The organism is Rhodobacter capsulatus (assembly GCF_003254295.1).
Classification (GTDB): Bacteria; Pseudomonadota; Alphaproteobacteria; order Rhodobacterales; family Rhodobacteraceae; genus Rhodobacter; species Rhodobacter capsulatus.
The window spans coordinates 15189-31803 of the sequence record NZ_QKZO01000017.1; the positions used below are offsets into that span (position 1 = coordinate 15189).

Here is a 16615-nt window from a genome sequence, read left to right on the forward strand (position 1 = left end):
GCACTCCTGATATCGTTGCCTATCGAAGACGCGCCACGTTAAGGTTAAGATGATTTTCGAAGTCTGAACGCGGGCGCTGGAAACCCGTAAAATCAACCAAATTCCGCGCAGGGGTGCAAAAATACGTCTGCCCACAACGGTGGCACGACCATTGTTCAGGCACAAAGGCCCGTTGTCCGGCGGATCAGCACCCGGCCGCCCCGAGGCGAGCCACATGCTTAACGCGACCACTTCGGAATCGAATCGCCTTTCGCGCACGTCCGGCCCCGATTTCAGGCCAGATCCCTGCCCGTTCCCGGAGCCTTCCGCGCGAGGCGGATCAAACGTCCAGCTCTTCCACGAACCGCGCGTTCTCGGTGATATACTGGAACCGCATCTCGGGTTTCTTGCCCATCAGCCGCTCCACCAGATCGGCGGTCTCGCCCGCAAATTCGTCGTCGATGGTGACCCGGATCAGCTTGCGCGTCGCCGGGTTCATCGTCGTGTCCTTCAGATCCTTGGCGTCCATCTCGCCCAGACCCTTGAAGCGCTGCACGTCGATCTTGCCGCGCCCGCCCAGCCCCTTCGCCAGCCAAAGCTCCTTTTCGGCATCGTCGGCGACATAGATCCGCTTCGCCCCCTGCGTGAGGCGATAAAGCGGCGGGCAGGCCAGATACAGATGCCCCTTGTCGATCAGCCCCCGCATCTGGGTGAAGAAAAAGGTCATCAGAAGACTGGCGATATGCGCGCCGTCGACATCGGCGTCGGTCATGATGATGATCTTGTCATAGCGCAGGTCATCGACACGGAACTTCGTGCCAAGCCCCACGCCCAAAGCCTGCGCCAGATCGTTGATTTCCTGGTTCTGGCCCAGCTTGGAACTGGCCGCGCCGAGCACGTTCAGGATCTTGCCGCGCAAGGGCAACAGCGCCTGCATCGTCCGGTCACGCGCCATCTTGGCCGAGCCCCCGGCCGAGTCGCCTTCGACGATGAAGAGCTCGGTGCCCTCGCGGTTCGTCGCCGTGCAATCGACCAGCTTGCCGGGCAGGCGCAGCTTCTTCGTCGCCGATTTGCGCGAGGTCTCCTTTTCCGCCTTGCGCCGCAGCCGCTCCTCGGCCCGCAGCACCAGGAAATCCAGGATCGCGCCGGCCGCCTTGGTGTCGGTGGTCAGCCAGGTGTCGAAATAATCCCGCACCGCGTTTTCGACCCAGCGCGCGGCCTCTTCCGTGCTCAGCCGGTCCTTGGTCTGGCCAACGAAGGACGGCTCGCGGATGAAGATCGAGATCAGCGCGCAGCCGCCCGTCAACATGTCCTCGCGGGTGATCTGCGCCGCCTTCTTGTTGTTGATCCGCTCGCCATAGGCGCGGATGCCCTTGAGGATCGCGGCCCAGAACCCGGCCTCATGCGTGCCACCCTCGGGCGTCGGCACGGTGTTGCAATAGCTGTGCAGGAAGCCGTCGCGCACCGGCGTCCAGTTGATCGCCCATTCGACCGAGCCGGGGATGTTGTATTTCTCCTCGAAGCTGACGCGGCCCGCAAAGGGCTTGTCGGAATAGGTCGAGGCGCCGGTCAGGCTTTCGGCCAGAAAATCGGCAAGGCCATTGGGGAAATGGAAAGTCGCCTCCGTCGGCGTGTCGCCATCGGCAATCGCCGTCTTCCAGCGGATTTCCACGCCGGAAAACAGATAGGCTTTCGAGCGCGTCATCTTGAAGAGCCGCGCGGGCTTCAGGCTCAGCGAGCCGAAGATCTCCGGATCGGGGTGAAAGGTGACGGTGGTGCCGCGCCGATTGGGCGCCGCGCCCAGCTTCACGACCGGCCCCTGCGGCACGCCGCGCGAAAAGCGCTGCTCGTAAAGCTCCTTGTTGCGCGCGACCTGCACCACCATCAGATCCGAGAGCGCATTGACCACAGACGAGCCGACCCCGTTCAGACCGCCCGAGGTCGAATAGGCCTTGTTGGAGAACTTGCCCCCCGCATGCAGCGTGCACAGGATCACTTCCAGCGCCGATTTGCCGGGGAATTTCGGATGCGGATCAACCGGAATGCCACGGCCGTTGTCGCGCACGGTGACCGAGCCATCCCCGTTCACCTCGACCTCGATCCGGGTCGCATGGCCCGCCACCGCCTCGTCCATGGCGTTGTCAAGGATCTCGGCCACCATGTGATGCAGCGCGCGCTCATCGGTGCCGCCGATATACATGCCGGGCCGCTTGCGCACCGGCTCCAGCCCTTCGAGCACCTCGATCGAGGACGCGTCATAGGTCTCGCTCGGGGTCGAGGACAAAAGATCGCCGGACATGGTGCTCGCTTTCATTGGTGTTCTTGAGATGCACAGATACCGCAGCTTGGCCACCCGGGGCAAGGAGGGGGCGCTGCCCCCGTCCCGTTCCGGGACTCCCCCGAGGTATTTCTGGCAAGATGAAAGGGCGTGATTTCATCTTGCCAGAAATACCTCGGGGGGTGAATGGCGCAGCCAGAGGGGGGCGGCGCCCCCCTGCCCCGGGCGGCCGCGACGCGCGCCGCATCCTGTCGTGCCCCTTTGTCATTCTGTCGCACCCATGTCATAAGTTGGCCGCATCGATGTCCGAACCGTTCCGAAAGGCCGCCCCATGACCCGCATCCTCCAGTCGCTCGCCGAAATCTCCGCCCGTTACGACGTGCTTCTGTGCGATCTCTGGGGCTGCGTGCACAATGGCGTCGCCCCCTTCCCCGCCGCCCTTGCCGCGCTGCAAGGCTTCCGCGGTCAGGGCGGCCGGGTGATCCTGATCACCAACGCGCCGCGCCCGGCCCGCTTCGTCGCCGAGGGGTTGGACCGCATGGGCGTCCCGCGCGAGGCCTGGGATGCCATCGTCACCTCGGGCGATGCGGCGCAGGATGCGATGTTCGCGGGCGCGGTCGGGCGCAGGCTCTGGCACCTCGGGCCGCAAAAGGACGACGGCTTCTTCACCGAAATCCCGCCGGAATGGGAGGGCCGCAGCCATGTCCAGCTGGTCCCCTTCGATCAGGCCGAGGGCATCGTCTGCACCGGCCCCTTCGACGAGCTGAACGAAGTGCCCGAAGACTACCGCCCCCGCTTCCTGGAAGCCAAGACCCGCGGCCTGCCGATGCTCTGCGCCAATCCCGATGTGGTCGTCGACATGGGCGCAACCCGGATCTATTGCGCGGGCGCGCTCGCTGCGCTTTACGAGGAAATGGGCGGGCGCACGATGTATTTCGGCAAGCCGCATCCGCCGATCTACGACATGGCGCGCCGCCGCATGGCGGAATTCGGTCTGGCCGATGACAGCCGCGTGCTGGCGGTGGGCGATGGCATCAACACCGATGTGGCGGGGGCGATCGGCGAAAACCTTGACGTGCTTTTCGTCTCGGGCGGACTGGCCGCCGAGCAGTTCGGCGCCGATGTCGAAAATCCGAACCCGGATCTGCTGCGGGCCTGGCTCGATGCCCGCCAGCAGGATCCGCAATACACGATCGGTCGGCTGCGCTGAGCGGCCCCGCAACTATCTTGCGCCCAGGCATCACCTTGGGTTCATAAGTTTCGCTGCGCTTGCATGGTGGCCGCCACCATGCTAAGCGGCGGCGCAACATGACCCCCAGCCGGAGCGCCCCCATGACCGACGACATTTCCCGCGGCACGATCTGCATCGATCAGCTTGAACTCGGCATGATGCGCAGCCTGACCAAGGAAGTCACCGACCGCGACATCGAACTCTTCGCCGAGGTCTCGAACGACCGCAACCCCGTGCATCTGGACGAAGATTTCGCCAAGGGCACGATGTTCAAGGGCCGGATCGCGCATGGGATGCTCTCGGCCGGGCTGATCTCGGCGGTGATCGGCGAGCAGCTGCCGGGGCACGGCACGATCTATCTCGGCCAGTCGCTGAAATTCCGCGCCCCGGTGCGGCCGGGCGACGTGGTCACCGCCGAAGTCACGGTGGCGGCGATCGACCCGGTGAAGCGTCGGGTCACCCTTGAAACCCGCTGCCGCGTGGGCGATACGGTGGTGATCGAGGGCGAAGCGCAGGTTCTGGCGCCCGCCTGCAAGAACTGACACGACCGGCGGCCTCGCCGGAGGCGGGACAAGACCGGGCATGCAGACCTATACCCACTGGACGGGGCTTTCGCCCGAGGCGCGCGGCGCCTCGGTGGCGATGGGCAATTTCGACGGGGTGCATCTGGGGCATCAATCGGTGATCGACCTTGCCCGCGGCCGCGAGCCCCTGGGCATCATCACCTTCGAGCCCCACCCGCGCGAGGTCTTCGCCCCCGAGGCCGCGCCGTTCCGGCTGATGAATGCCGAGGCGCGCGAACACCGGCTGGCGAAACTGGGCGTGACGCGGCTTTACGAGCTGCCCTTTGGCCCCGAATTGGCGGGGATGGACCCCGAGACCTTCGCGGGCAAGGTGTTGGCCGAGGGGCTGGGCGTCGCCCATGTCACGGTGGGGGGCGATTTCCGCTTCGGCAAGGGCCGCGCGGCGGGCACGGCCGAGCTGATCGCGCTCGGCCACCGCTTCGGCTTTGACGTCACGGTGGCGCCGCTTCTGCACATCGACGGGCTCGAGGTTTCCTCGACCAATATCCGCAAGGCTTTGGCCGAGGGGCGGGTGCGCGACGCGGCGAAGATGCTCGGTCACCTGCACCGGATCGAGGGCGAGGTGATGCACGGCGACAAGCGCGGCCGCGGCCTTGGCTTTCCGACCGCGAACATGTCGGTGGCGCGGCTGCATCTGCCGAAGCTCGGCGTCTATGCGGTCAAGGTCGATGTGCTGACCGGCCCGCAGGCGGGGGCCTATCTGGGCGCGGCCAGCCTTGGCGTGCGGCCGATGTTCGGCGAAAACGCCCCCAATCTGGAGACCTTTCTGTTTGATTTCGAGGGCGATCTTTACGGCCAGCACCTTTCCGTCGCGCTGGTCGACTATCTGCGCCCGGAAATGAAATTCGACGGCCTGCCCGCGCTGATGCGCCAGATGGCGCAAGATTGCGACACCGCGCGCGAGATCCTGCGCACAGCCTGAGGTGACTTTCCAAATGCCCAAATCCGAGTCACCTTTCGCGCGATGAGTAGTGATCTGCGCCCCCTGTTCTGGACCCTGCCGCTGGCCAAGCTGACCCCCGCCGAATGGGAGGCGCTTTGCGACGGCTGCGGCAAATGCTGTCTGAACAAGCTGGAATATGAAGACACCGGCGAGCTTGAATTCACCCGCGTCGCCTGTCGGCTGCTTGATGGCGAAAGCTGCCGCTGCCGCAATTATGAAATCCGGCATCAATTCGTGCCCGAATGCGTGCGGCTGACGCCGAAATCGCTGAAAAAAAGCGCCTATTGGATGCCCGAGACCTGTGCCTATCGGCTGCGGTCCGAGGGCAGGCCGCTGGAACCCTGGCATTATCTGATTTCGGGCGATCCCGAGACGGTGCATGAAGCGGGCCAATCGGTGCGCGGCTGGACCGTCTCCGAGGCCGAGGTGCCCGAGGAAGACTGGCAGGATTACATCATCGAGGATCTCTGAATGCAGTTTGCATCGGACAATACCGCGGGCGTCGCGCCCGAGATCATGGCGGCTTTGGCGGCGGCGAATGCGGGTCATGTGCCCTCCTATGGCGCCGATCCGCTGAGTGGCGCGGTGGTCGAGCATCTGCGCGAGATTTTCGAGGCGCCGCAGGCGGCGGTCTATCTGGTGGCGACCGGCACGGCGGCGAATGCGCTCTCCTGTGCCGTGCTGACCCAGCCCTGGGGGGCGATTTTCTGTCACCGCAACGCCCATATCGAGGAAGACGAATGCGGCGCGCCCGAATTCTACACCGGCGGCTCCAAGCTGGTGCTGGTCGATGGGCCCCATGCGAAGATGGACGCGGCGGGTCTGCGCGCCGCGATTGCGCATACCGCGCGGGCGGGCGTGCATAATGTGCAACGCGGCATGGTCTCGCTGACCAATGCGACCGAAGCGGGCACGATCTACACCCCCGCCGAGGTGGCCGCGCTGACTGCCGTGGCGCGGGATTACAAGCTGCCCGTTCACATGGACGGGGCGCGGTTTGCCAATGCGCTGGTCACGCTCGGCTGCACCTCGGCCGAGATCACCTGGAAGGCCGGGGTCGATGTGCTGAGCTTTGGCGGCACCAAGAACGGCTGCATGGGGGTCGAGGCGGTGGTGATCTTCGATCCCGCCCGCGCCTGGGAATTCGAGCTGCGTCGCAAGCGCGGCGGGCATCTGTTCTCGAAACACCGTTTCCTGGCGGCGCAGATGGCGGCCTATCTGGACGGCGATCTGTGGTTGCGCCTTGCCCGGCAGGCGAATGCAATGGCGGCGCGGCTCTCGGCGGGCATTGCCGCGCTGCCGGGGGCCGCGCTGACGCATCCGACGCAGGCGAACGAGGTCTTCGCCGCCTTCCCCCGCGCCGCCCATCGCGCGGCGCATGCGGCGGGGGCGTCCTATTACCTCTGGCCCTTCGATCAATCGCTCGATGGCCCCGATGCGGAACCGCTGGCGGCGCGGATGGTGACCACCTGGGCCACGACCGAGACCGAGATCGACGCCTTTCTGGCGCATCTGCGTTGAGCTTTGGCCGGTGCGGAGGGGGCGGCCCCTGCCCCATTCCGGTGCTTGACCGCCCCGCCCATCTTGCCTAGGACTTCGCACAAGCTACGGGCCTGTAGCTCAATGGTCAGAGCCGGGCGCTCATAACGCCTTGGTTGGGGGTTCGAGTCCCTCCAGGCCTACCACATCCCCAAAACGGCATTGAAGTCATTCACTTTTTTGCCGTTTTTGTATCAGGGCTGCGGGGTGATACAACGTTCCCGCCTTGTTCCACCCCCATGACGAGTCGCCGGCGATCCGCCGCGCGGGTGTAATGCTCGGCCTCGACCAGCGTCTGATGCCCGCCCCAAGCCATGATCGCATGCGCCGATCCGCCCGCTTCCGCGATCGCGGTGAGGCGGTATTTGCGCAGGCCGTGGGCGGATTTCTCGACCCCTGCCCCGCGCGCGGCCTCGCTGATCACATTGCCAAGCCCCTTGACCGATCGCACCCGCCCATTCGCCTCAAGGAAGGTGAAACCGCCCGAGAGACAGGCCAGCGCCGACTTGACGGTCTCGCGCTCGGCCGCCCAGGCCGCGGCATAGCCCGGCAGCGGATTGGACCAGGGCACCATCGCCGGATTGGCGGTCTTGCTCTGCCGGTAGCTCAGTATGCCGCCGTGGTCGATGTTGCGCGGGCCAAGGCGCACCGCGTCATTCGTCCGCGCGCCGGTCCAGCAGACCAGCTCGAAACAGGCGCGCTGCAAGGTGCCGATCGGCCAGCGGGCGCGGAACTTTTCGACCTCGTCCTGTGTCCAGGCGGGAAAGCCCTCGGTCTTGACCTTGATGCGCCTGACCTCGATCGACGGGTCGGACTCGATCTCGCCGCGCCGCCTGGCGCCGCCCATCACCCGCCGCCACGCCTTGAGGCGCTTGTTCGCGGCATCGGCCGAAAGCTTGTCGAGATCGGCCTCGATATGGCGTGACCGCAGCCCCTTGAGCGGTGCCGTGCCATAGGCGGCCTCCATCGCGTCGAAATCCTTGCGCAGGATCGACGGATAAAGGCTCGACAGCTCGGCAAACGGACGGCTCGTCTTTTCGGCACGGATCGCGGCGGCAAGCGTTCCCGCGGCGACCGGCGCCTTGCGCGCAAGCGCAGCGGGGCCGGTCAGGCTGGCCTCGGCCGCAGCCCAGGCGGCGACGAAATCCGGGTGCGTCTCGGGCAGATCCGGCAAGCGGATGCCGCTGGCGCGGTGATATTTCACCACGCGCTCGCCGCGACGCTGGCGCCGGACGCCCTTCAACTTGACACCCCAAACAGGTGATCGCATGCCGTTTCCCCTTCGCTCTCGCCCTCAATGGGCAGCGCCGAGGCGAAGGCGTCAAGGTCGAAGCGGTCGTAAAGACGTTTCGCCCCCAGCTTTCGGCGCGGGATCTCCAGCAAGCGCAAGGTGCTTTCAGAGACGCCAAGGTAATGCGCCGCCTCGGGCGCGGGCAGCAGACGCGGCACGAAATGCGGTTCGTGTTTACCCATCAGTGGCCCCCGTGCTAGGCTGGCCACGCCCGGTTGCGTCGGGAATCCGCGACGACGCACTTGCAGGCGGCTCGTTCGAACTCCGCGCCTGCCGGGCACCCCGGCAAGCCCGTGCCCCCGGCCTTTCGTCCCAGGTGCGCCCGTCGAGCAGGCGGCCAGCGGCCTTCTTGCCGACCCGATAAAATCCTGTCGCCCGGCCTTCGGGCGATTGAAACATCCACTCACCCCACTGTTTGAAGTGGAACGACACGCCCGCGCTCACGCAGTGGTCGCGCAGGCTGCGCACCCAGTCCGAGTGCATCGGCCGGGCGCGCGGGCCGCTCTCGCCGCCGACGATTACAAGGTCAAGGCCCGGCCCCCGAGGAAGTGCCGAGAGGCTTGTTTCGGAAAACGACATTCCGGTCAGCGCGTTCAGAACGCGAGACGATCCGCGAGCCTGCGTGATGCGCAAATCCAGCGCCCCCAGCAGCGGCTCGGCCGAGACGAACCGCGCGGCGGCGGGTGTGGCGAGCAGATGCGGGATGCGCGCATCGGCGGTCGCCTGATCCTCGATCGAGGTGCCGACCCGCCCTATTGGGGCTGCGAGAGCGACTACGGCAAGGATCTGTTCAGCCGCGACGATTTCCAGCGCCTGGCGGATGGGCTGCGCGGCCTCAAGGGGCGGTTCCTGCTCTCGATCAACGACGTGCCCGAGATCCGCGAGATCTTCTCCTGGGCAGAGATCGAGCCGGTCCGCACCACCTATTCGATCGCCGGAAAAGGCCAAAGCATCCCCGCCGCCGAACTGCTGATCCGCGGGAAAGTGCGGTAGCGGGGGAAGGAAAAAGCGCAGGCCCTCGACCGCGAGGGCCTGCGCCGTCCTAAGCAGACGAGGCGACGCGGGTATTTCAAAGCAACAAGGGCCGTCTTTACAGGCCCATCGTTTGCTTGAGCGTTTTGAGATCCGCAAGGAGGTCTTCGCGCATCTTCGTCGTGTAAATGCGCGCAATTTTGCCTTGGTTTTGGCGATCGACAATCTTCTTGAGATCGGATGTGCGCGCAGCCCAAGTCATCCCGTCGGTCACAAACAGCAGCGTTGTGTCATGACGCTTTGCGTCGATAATGGCATCGAGATCCCCGATGATGTCGGTCATCTTCGAGCCCGTAGCATTATAGCCCTTCACTTCGATCACGATGCGTGGGCGACTTTTGTTGGGAATGGCAACATCGCATTTCGCTGTCTTTTGGTCGGCGCCAGTGAAGGTACAGCGGGTCTCATATGCGTCACCGAAGACGTCTTTCACGAGGGCTTCGGCAAAGTCCTCAAGCCCACGGCCGCGTTTTTGCCCCTGAATCGCGGAGCCGCGTCCAGAACGCAGGCGTTCTACAAGAATATCGCTCCAGACAGGCTCATAATTTATTGCTTTCGCCATCGCGTCGGGAAGCGTCAATCGTTCTAGCGCGGCGAGATAGGCTTCGGGCTCGGCTTTGTAACGCGTGACGCCGATACCGCCTTTACCCAGTTCGCGGCGCAATTCTGTTACCATGCTGTCTTTCGACAGGGCTAGGAATAGGCGTGCGCAGAGAATTCCCCGGTCGAAATCCCCATCGAGCAGAGACGCGATATCATCACGGCCATAGATAGGCTTCTTTTCGATACTGGATACCGCGGCAATAGCCGCAGCTGCCGTCTCGTCCATCCATTCCACATCGAGCGGACTGAGGTTGTCCAAGACTTCCTCGACTGTTTGATCTTTTACCTGCATTAGCTGCCCACGATCAGATATTCAGTTACGGCGGCACGCTTGACGCCGTCATGCGTCCCAAAGTGATAACGATGTGGTTTCTCGAATACTCGCACCTTTGATTTATGTTTGCGCATCAGGTCTTCGAGTTGGTTGAGATCAGGAAAGCCGTTCGAGCTATATGAGAGGGCAATCGTGCTCTTGGAGAATCGTGCGAACATGCGGTCAAAAGCATCGATGGCCGTTCGGCGGTAGCTGAAGGGCGTGTATTTCTTTGCGATTTTCTTTACTTTTGTGCTCGTGTCCACCGGCAACCCCTGCCAGTAGCAGGAGAGGCCCTCAAGAAAGTGATACCGTTTAATGTAACAGTTATCATCCGAGCGCGGCACATAGGGGGGATCGAGATAAACAAGGTCGACCTTACGGCGCGGTAGGTCGAATAGGTCAGAGCGCAGCGCAGCATTCTTGCGGCCGTTATCGAAGACAGCAGCATTGTAGACCTCAATCTGCTCAATGAAATGCTCTTCAACAGACAAGCGCAGGTCTCGGCGACCGTCGTCGTAGTGCGACAGGTCGCCCGAGATCGTGAAGACGCCGCGGGGTTGTCGCTTGAGGCACGAACGGAAAAGGGCAGCATAGGCAAGCGCCTGCTGATAGGGATCCTGGAGCTGGCCAATATTGCCGGAGACGCGATCAAGAAAGCGAAGGTCCTCCTGCGTGTAGAAGACACCCTTAAACGTGCGCTCGATGAAATGATGCGTTGCCGGGGCATGGCTCAAGAGTTGCTTGACGGCCTTCCCATCCAATTGCACATGATTATTCTCGACTGTCGCACGAGCCACAGTACTGGTGAAGTTGAGGAAATCGGATGCGATCACGCGCCGCCCCATCGACTTCATGAGGTAAGAGACGCAACCCGTGCCAGAGAACGGATCAAGCGCGCTCTCAAAATCGAGCGTGTTGAGGGTTTCAAAAATCCACGGCAGGAGGCGTGTTTTTGAACCCATATAGCGCAGTTCGGGATATTTTGTGGCGATTGTCGGAATTCCCGTCGAGATCGCCACTGTCGGCAGCTTGCGAAGCGGAACAACCTTAGCGGGCGCCGGGGCGGTCAGAATTCTTGTCATGCCGCTTTTCCTCTTTGCTCACTGTCCAATAAAGGGGTGACTAGCTCACCTGCATTGAGCGTGCAACTATCGTAGGCCTTTTGCCAACTTCGAGCAATGCTTGGCAAAGTGCCCAGCTTTTTGTCTTCGTCCGCCGAAACATCAATCTTTTCATAAGGTTGAATTTCGGGCGGCGGCTTTTGGCGCAGCCTTCCCGACGCCCCAAGACCTCAAGCGGCGCAATCGATATCATTATCGCAGTTCTTGCAGCGACTTCGATGCCTCAGTGCCAGTAGCAGCTAACCGCCCTCTTACCGTTTCTAAGCGCCACGTTTGCGCAGGGCACGAGGGGCTGATCGGGCACGTGCCGCGACGCGCTCGAACGGCCGATCGCTTCACGTTCCAGAGCGTTCGACCTTCCAGGCATGGGACCCCCTTGCCCGTGATGCGCGTATCACATCATGATACAAACCTCGGCATGATCCAGAGCACCAAGGGAAAGCTTGCCACAGATGCCGTCAATGGCCATTACGGCAAGGGCTTCCCGAGCGATCTGGTGAAGCGGACTCGCGTCCTGCTGTCGGCTCTGCACGCGGCGTCCGTGCTTGAAGACTTGCGCTTTCCGCCCGGGAACAACCTGGAGGAGCTCAAGGGCGATCGGGCGGGGCAACACTCGGTGCGGATCAACAGGCAATGGCGCATTTGCTTTGTTTGGACCGAAACCGGCCCGGCAGACATCGAGATTGCGGACTATCAGTGAAAGGGGACAAAGATGATCACGCTTGCGAACCCGTCGCACCCCGGCGCAGTGCTGGACGAGCTGTTCCTCTCCGCTCTCGATCTGAGTGCAGGCGCGCTTGCCAAGAAGCTCGGCGTCCCGCGCACCCGGATTGAACGGCTTGTGAAGGGGGAAACGGCTCTGACCGCGGACACCGCGCTGCGCCTGTCCAGGTTCTTCGGCAACACCGCCGAATTCCGGATGAACCTGCAACGCGCCTATGACCTTGATCGCGCGCGCAAGACTGTAGACGTTTCTTTCATTCAGCCGATGCAGGCGACCTGAGCCCCGGAGCCCCCGCGGGCGGGGTGGACGATTACCGGCGCGGCCATTCGAACGAATCGCCGCAAGAGGCAGTCGCGGCGCTTGGTCCTCAGTCATCGGCGCATGGGATCGCACCGACGCAGAGGGCGGAAAGCGGACGGTGGCCGCGCCGTGCGGTTCCGCGATCGCGTCCCGAAAGCAGCCATTCGATGGAGGGGGTGGGCCTGCCGTCGAACGTTCTCCCGCCTGGCTCAGCCTTCGAATTCGGGATAAGGTCCGTTCGAAAAAAGAAAATCACGCAGCGCCTCGACGTACGCAAACAGCGCTTCGTCGTTTTCGAATTCGATGTCCGTTCTGCGCGCGTAATCGTCAGCGGTCAGAGACCGGTTTTCCAAGACATAATCGAAATTCCGACGCAGGCGCTCAGACCATTCGCTCGACCACCCGAGTTCTTCTTTCAATTTGTCCGGGCCATACACGTTCGCCCCGCAATAGAGGGACATGTCATCCAGCCAAGCCTGGGTCCGCAGGTCGAGAGATTTCATTGTCGCGCTTCCATCGGATACATCGTGACCAGCACAGGCTCGCCGCCAATCCCGGCCAATGCCGCCAAAAAAGTCATTCCGGAAATGGTCCGCGTTGGAAAAGAAAGTCGAACATCGCCCGAAGGTAGCCGTACATCTCTTCGTCATTGTCAAAATGGAACCCGATATCCTTTTCGTATTCGTCGGCAGTCAACGGCCTGTACCGCAAGACCGCCTCGAAGCGTTCCCGGAATCGGCGCGAGTCATCAGGGTCAATCTCAAGACCCGCCTTCAAGGCGTCGGGATCGTAGGTCTCCGGCCCACAAAGCAGGAACATAGTCCTTTTCCAACTGTCTAGGCTGACCATTTTCTACCTCGTGATCGGGCACATGGTGACGAGCGCAGGTTCACTGCCCGGCACATGGCGGAATACAGCCAGCAGGTTGCCACGATCGAAATCCGCGCTGATGGCGCCTCCGCCGGCAGTCCTGACTCCCTCTACGAGGCGCAGGTAGTCCGGGCCAAGCGCGTCCTCCAAAGGAAGAACGACGAGGAAGCTGCCGCGCTGATATGCCGGTTCGAATTGCGCAGCGTCTCGAGCCGCGCGATATTCGGGCGTTCGCCGCACGAAGCGCTCGGCGGCAACGAATGCCTCGGGCGACGTGATACGGCTGGCAATCGGTGGCGCGCGGTGCGGTCTCCCGGTCACGCCGTCTCTCGAAGTCCCGGTCATCGGATCTATGCCGAGCAACACGCGGTCGATCAGCATCTGTCGAGTGACCGCGCCTTCGTGACGCTGCGGGCCGTGCCCCTGCGTTGCCAACTCGGCAAATCTGCGCGCGACGAAGCTGTCGACCGTGGCGCTCCGCATGGCGATCATGCCGTCGATGCGCAGGGCAGCCGAGCGCAAGCCGACGATTGCTGCCCGCGGTGAGAGCCGTGCTACCCCTACCCCAAGCCGTGCGAGCGTCGTCGTAAGGGCCACGCCCCCAAGCGTTGTCGCTGCGTCCAGATAGGCGACGTCGCGATAGGCCTTGAGCAATGCGTCTTCCGAGGCGAGCCCGAGACGGAATTCGAGGTCGAGCAGACGCAGGTCCGCGTGTCTGGCGTCGAAATAGTCGACGAAGGCTTCGCTCAGTTGGCGGACGGTCTCGGCGTCGAGATCGGCGAGCGCTCGAATGGCGCTGGCCAGGCTTTCGCGCATGGCGAGGCGCTCGGCCTCCTCCTCAGGCGTGATCACACCGAACAGGCGCCGGTAACCAAGCCACGAAAAGCGGAACAGATTGTAGACCGAAATCGCACCGCCTGCTGCTGCATCTGCCGCCGCGTCGGTGAGCCCGTCGGCTTGCGCCTGGGCTATCCTCTCGCTGAGGTCTGGAGATGTCGGGAAATCTGTGAGCAGGATCGTTCCGTCGACGATCGCCGGTTCGGCGACGCATCGGCAGTTGTAGCCGTGACCGGGCGGACCATCGGGGAATTCGTCTTGCCAGGAATAGACCCTGTCATCGCGTTCGGCCTGCGCCGCGCGGACCTTCTCATCGTCCTGCGTCCGCCAGACAAAATGGGTCACGCCCAACCGTCGTTGGCGCCATTCGTCGATCTGGGTCAGAAATCGACGCGCGAGCCAATCGGAAAGTGTCGAAACATCGGCGTCAGCAACACTCGGGTCAGTGGTTGCCATGATCGCTGAAGCCTGTTCCGAAAAGTCAGCCCGCTCGCGGCAAATCTCGGTCTCTACGTCTTCGACAGTCGGATCAGCGACGATGCCTGCACGCGCGAACGCTCCCGTCAAGACGGACCAATTCTCTGCCGCAAGCTCGCGCAGCCGCTGTTCAAATGCATCCGTAACGGTGCTGTCCAGCCGCGCCTGCTTTAGCTCCATCGCAGGTTCGATCGCACGAAGGCCGAGGACAATGGTCGCGTGGCCGCCGTGTCGTACGAACTGGTTGAAGCTGACAAATGAACTCATGGTTCCCCCTGCAGATGTCGGGGAACCTACCTCACTTTGGGCCGTGAAGCGTTAACGAACCGTTCGGTCCCAGAGAAGGTTGGATTTGGGTGGCGTTCGGTCGTGCTTGGCGGAGTGAGGTGCCCCTCGTTTATTGACACTGACCTGCCCCCAGCGATAGCCGGCTCGGGATTTTTCTGCACCACACCATGAACGGCCGCTTCGGAGCAACCGCACCGCCGCATGAAGCCCGTTTCGATCGGCAGCAGAGGGCCGGGTACGTCGTTCATGCGAGACGCCTTCGCAAGGGGCGGTAAGCGGCCCGTGAACTCGCGGCATCGCATCTGCGGCAATCCGCGGATCACATTTCGCGTTGACTGGGGTATGGTCTCCGGAGATGATTGAAGAGAAGACGGCTTAGGATTTCTTATGACCGATTACCGCTTCCGATGCATGGGACCATTTTTCTTCGAAACCAAGCGGAGCAGACGTCACCGCGTTAACCGCTTTATGGTCTTTGATCCTGATGCCGCCACCAACCAAGTATTTGAACAAGCAGAGGCAGTTCAAGGCAGAATACGTACAGGTGACATCGCGATTGACGATATCAGCAAGGCATGCGGCCTGTATATCATTGGCTTAAAATCGAGGGACAAGCTCATTCCCTACTATGTAGGCAAAGCTGCACGACAGACAATCAGACAGCGATTATTTCAGAAGCAGGACAAGCCGGCAAAGATTAACGCCATACTAAATGAAATCCACGGCTCCAGACCCTTCGTCTTTTTATTCCCGTTAGTTACAGCCACTGGCCGTCTCGTTAAGCCTGCGACATCTGCGAAGCTAGGCACTTCGGTCACCGAAAGAGTTATTGACGACGCCGAGTACATGATGATCGGACATGCGATGCACGTGAACCCATGGCTGCACAATATCTCGACCGTCGTCGCCCGAGAGAGGTTCTCGATCGACGGAAGCCCGGGAACGTCACGAACTGAGACAAATTTTGCGAAGAGCTACCGCACAATGATGGGCTGGAGCGAGCCGAATCTGGTCGAACAGGAGATGGAACGGGCGGCGGCGGTACTCGAAGAAAAACTTGAAGAGAAAGAGGACTACTTCGAGGAAGCACTCGCACACCCAGATGAACTTGATATCGACATCTCCGCTGAAGAGGCGGAGAAGCTATCACAGGAGGAAGCCAAGGACGCCGCAGATTAGCGACGCTCGCGCTCAGCGCGGTAAGTCATAAATTGCATGGGTTTGATCCTACCGCATCGCGATCCCTCCCTGACCGAGTTTTGCTGCAATACCCGAAAGGCCGCTCTGGAGAGTTTGGCCACGAAGCATCGCGGTAACTGACTGTCGGCTCAGGGCCGGATACGTCCGCGCTCCCCCCCCCCGCCGGTCCGCCAGAGGACAACGCCGCGATCCGCGCCCGGACGCGCGCCGTTTCGCCCAGACCGGGCCGTTCGATCGTCGCGCGCACCAGGTCTCCTCCGGCCTGCAGGATCGGGCGCCCCGCCGGAATGTCAAACCCGCAGGGCGCCGCAGTCCGGGCGGCGTTCAGGCCGCGTCGTAATGGGCAAACACCCGGGATTGCCCGCCGGTGGTGATCAGATGCACGTCATAGGCCTCGCGCTGAGCCTCGGGGCCCATGCCGGGGGCACCAAGCGGCATGCCCGGAACCGCCAGCCCCAGCGCCGCGGGGCGCTCGGCCAGCAGTCGGCGGATGTCGGCGGGGGGAACGTGGCCCTCGATCACATAGCCCCCGACCCGGGCGGTGTGGCACGAGCGCATCGGCTCGGGGATGCCGCTTTGCCCCTTGAGCGCCTGCAGCGCGTCATAGTCGATCACCTGTGTCGTCACGGCAAAGCCGTCAGCGCGCAGAATATCGATCCAGGCCTCGCAGCAGCCGCAATCGGGATCCTTGACGACAGTGATCGCCACTGGCGCGGCGGCGCGCAGCGGTGCGCTGGCAAGGCACCCGGCGACAAGGGCCAGAACGGTGCGGCGGGAAAGTTTGGTCATGATGATCTCCGGTTCAAGAATGGGAACGTGGCGAAGATCAGATGCGCGGCGGCGGCCCCTCCGGTTCGGGGGAAAGCAGCGCCAGCCGCAACGGAACCGCAGGCGGGACGAGCCGCGAGACGCGCTCGGCCCTTGCGGCGGGCTGCATCGGTTCGGGCGTCAGCGAGGCGCCCAGACAATGCTGCAGGCAGCCTTCCGGCGCGAAGGTGGTGG

19 protein-coding genes and 1 tRNA gene are annotated in these 16615 nt (G+C 62.9%); 10 read left to right on the plus strand and 10 right to left on the minus strand.

The window, feature by feature from the left end:
• Window positions 1–319: 319 nt before the first annotated feature.
• Complete coding sequence (gene parE, locus LY44_RS17105) at window positions 320–2278, minus strand: DNA topoisomerase IV subunit B (RefSeq protein WP_055211479.1); 1959 nt, start codon at window positions 2276–2278, stop codon at window positions 320–322.
• A gap of 310 nt (window positions 2279–2588) precedes the next feature.
• Between parE and LY44_RS17110 the strand changes: the two genes are divergently transcribed.
• The 6 genes from LY44_RS17110 to LY44_RS17135 all read left to right on the plus strand — a co-directional run bounded on the left by LY44_RS17110 (window position 2589) and on the right by LY44_RS17135 (window position 6700).
• Window positions 2589–3467, plus strand: coding sequence for a TIGR01459 family HAD-type hydrolase (locus tag LY44_RS17110; protein WP_055211481.1), 879 nt, complete (start codon window positions 2589–2591; stop codon window positions 3465–3467).
• A 122-nt stretch (window positions 3468–3589) separates the two neighbouring features.
• Complete coding sequence (locus LY44_RS17115; RefSeq protein ID WP_055211483.1) at window positions 3590–4030, plus strand: MaoC family dehydratase; 441 nt, start codon at window positions 3590–3592, stop codon at window positions 4028–4030.
• A 40-nt stretch (window positions 4031–4070) separates the two neighbouring features.
• Window positions 4071–4994, plus strand: a complete 924-nt coding sequence (locus LY44_RS17120) for a bifunctional riboflavin kinase/FAD synthetase (protein ID WP_055211485.1) — start codon at window positions 4071–4073, stop codon at window positions 4992–4994.
• Window positions 4995–5036: 42 nt separating this feature from the next.
• Window positions 5037–5486, plus strand: coding sequence for a YcgN family cysteine cluster protein (locus LY44_RS17125; RefSeq protein ID WP_055211487.1), 450 nt, complete (start codon window positions 5037–5039; stop codon window positions 5484–5486).
• Window positions 5487–6536 carry a threonine aldolase family protein gene (locus LY44_RS17130; protein ID WP_055211489.1) on the plus strand — a complete coding sequence of 350 codons (1050 nt, stop codon included), beginning with the start codon at window positions 5487–5489 and terminating at the stop codon, window positions 6534–6536.
• A gap of 88 nt (window positions 6537–6624) precedes the next feature.
• Window positions 6625–6700: transfer RNA gene (locus LY44_RS17135), tRNA-Ile, on the plus strand.
• Window positions 6701–6726: 26 nt separating this feature from the next.
• Here LY44_RS17135 and LY44_RS17140 read toward each other — a convergent pair.
• From LY44_RS17140 to LY44_RS18365, 3 genes are read right to left on the minus strand one after another with little or no spacing between them, the layout of a single operon-like run.
• Window positions 6727–7824, minus strand: coding sequence for a tyrosine-type recombinase/integrase (locus tag LY44_RS17140; RefSeq protein WP_055211491.1), 1098 nt, complete (start codon window positions 7822–7824; stop codon window positions 6727–6729).
• The gene (locus tag LY44_RS17145; RefSeq protein WP_055211493.1) at window positions 7794–8027 is read right to left on the minus strand and encodes a helix-turn-helix domain-containing protein; all 234 of its coding nucleotides are present in this window, start codon (window positions 8025–8027) and stop codon (window positions 7794–7796) included. Before LY44_RS17145 ends, LY44_RS17140 begins: the two co-directional genes overlap by 31 nt.
• Window positions 8020–8655 carry a DUF5131 family protein gene (locus LY44_RS18365; RefSeq protein ID WP_394325855.1) on the minus strand — a complete coding sequence of 212 codons (636 nt, stop codon included), beginning with the start codon at window positions 8653–8655 and terminating at the stop codon, window positions 8020–8022. The genes LY44_RS17145 and LY44_RS18365 overlap by 8 nt, the downstream gene beginning before the upstream one ends.
• On the opposite strand from LY44_RS18365, the gene LY44_RS18370 reads away from it, so the two are divergent.
• On the plus strand, window positions 8542–8838 hold the full coding sequence (locus LY44_RS18370; protein ID WP_055211496.1) for a hypothetical protein: 297 nt from the start codon (window positions 8542–8544) through the stop codon (window positions 8836–8838). The genes LY44_RS18365 and LY44_RS18370 overlap by 114 nt on opposite strands.
• A 97-nt stretch (window positions 8839–8935) precedes the next feature.
• On the opposite strand, the gene LY44_RS18375 is transcribed toward LY44_RS18370, so the two are convergent.
• Together LY44_RS18375 and LY44_RS17160 are read right to left on the minus strand one after the other, a co-directional pair.
• On the minus strand, window positions 8936–9772 hold the full coding sequence (locus LY44_RS18375; protein ID WP_055211498.1) for a DpnII family type II restriction endonuclease: 837 nt from the start codon (window positions 9770–9772) through the stop codon (window positions 8936–8938).
• On the minus strand, window positions 9772–10878 hold the full coding sequence (locus LY44_RS17160; RefSeq protein WP_201778588.1) for a DNA adenine methylase: 1107 nt from the start codon (window positions 10876–10878) through the stop codon (window positions 9772–9774). The genes LY44_RS18375 and LY44_RS17160 overlap by 1 nt, the downstream gene beginning before the upstream one ends.
• Before the next feature lie 457 nt (window positions 10879–11335).
• On the opposite strand from LY44_RS17160, the gene LY44_RS18495 reads away from it, so the two are divergent.
• Both LY44_RS18495 and LY44_RS17170 read left to right on the plus strand, forming a co-directional pair.
• On the plus strand, window positions 11336–11617 hold the full coding sequence (locus LY44_RS18495) for a type II toxin-antitoxin system RelE/ParE family toxin (RefSeq protein ID WP_055211500.1): 282 nt from the start codon (window positions 11336–11338) through the stop codon (window positions 11615–11617).
• Between the two features lie 12 nt (window positions 11618–11629).
• The gene (locus tag LY44_RS17170) at window positions 11630–11920 is read left to right on the plus strand and encodes a HigA family addiction module antitoxin (RefSeq protein WP_055211502.1); all 291 of its coding nucleotides are present in this window, start codon (window positions 11630–11632) and stop codon (window positions 11918–11920) included.
• Between the two features lie 230 nt (window positions 11921–12150).
• Here the strand turns inward: LY44_RS17170 and LY44_RS17175 are convergent, their stop codons facing one another.
• The 3 genes from LY44_RS17175 to LY44_RS17185 form a co-directional block, all read right to left on the minus strand.
• A complete protein-coding gene (locus tag LY44_RS17175; RefSeq protein WP_055211504.1) occupies window positions 12151–12444 on the minus strand; it encodes a hypothetical protein in 294 nt (97 codons plus the stop codon).
• Window positions 12445–12517: 73 nt separating this feature from the next.
• Window positions 12518–12760: a hypothetical protein gene (locus LY44_RS17180; protein WP_074555898.1), complete on the minus strand. Its 243-nt coding sequence runs from the start codon at window positions 12758–12760 to the stop codon at window positions 12518–12520.
• A gap of 33 nt (window positions 12761–12793) precedes the next feature.
• Entirely contained in the window at window positions 12794–14392 is a 1599-nt protein-coding gene (locus tag LY44_RS17185; RefSeq protein WP_055211507.1) for a structural protein, read from the minus strand.
• Window positions 14393–14800: 408 nt separating this feature from the next.
• Between LY44_RS17185 and LY44_RS17190 the strand changes: the two genes are divergently transcribed.
• The gene (locus LY44_RS17190; protein WP_074555896.1) at window positions 14801–15592 is read left to right on the plus strand and encodes a hypothetical protein; all 792 of its coding nucleotides are present in this window, start codon (window positions 14801–14803) and stop codon (window positions 15590–15592) included.
• A gap of 345 nt (window positions 15593–15937) precedes the next feature.
• On the opposite strand, the gene LY44_RS17200 is transcribed toward LY44_RS17190, so the two are convergent.
• Window positions 15938–16402, minus strand: a complete 465-nt coding sequence (locus LY44_RS17200) for a DUF411 domain-containing protein (protein WP_055211308.1) — start codon at window positions 16400–16402, stop codon at window positions 15938–15940.
• Window positions 16403–16615 lie beyond the last annotated feature (213 nt).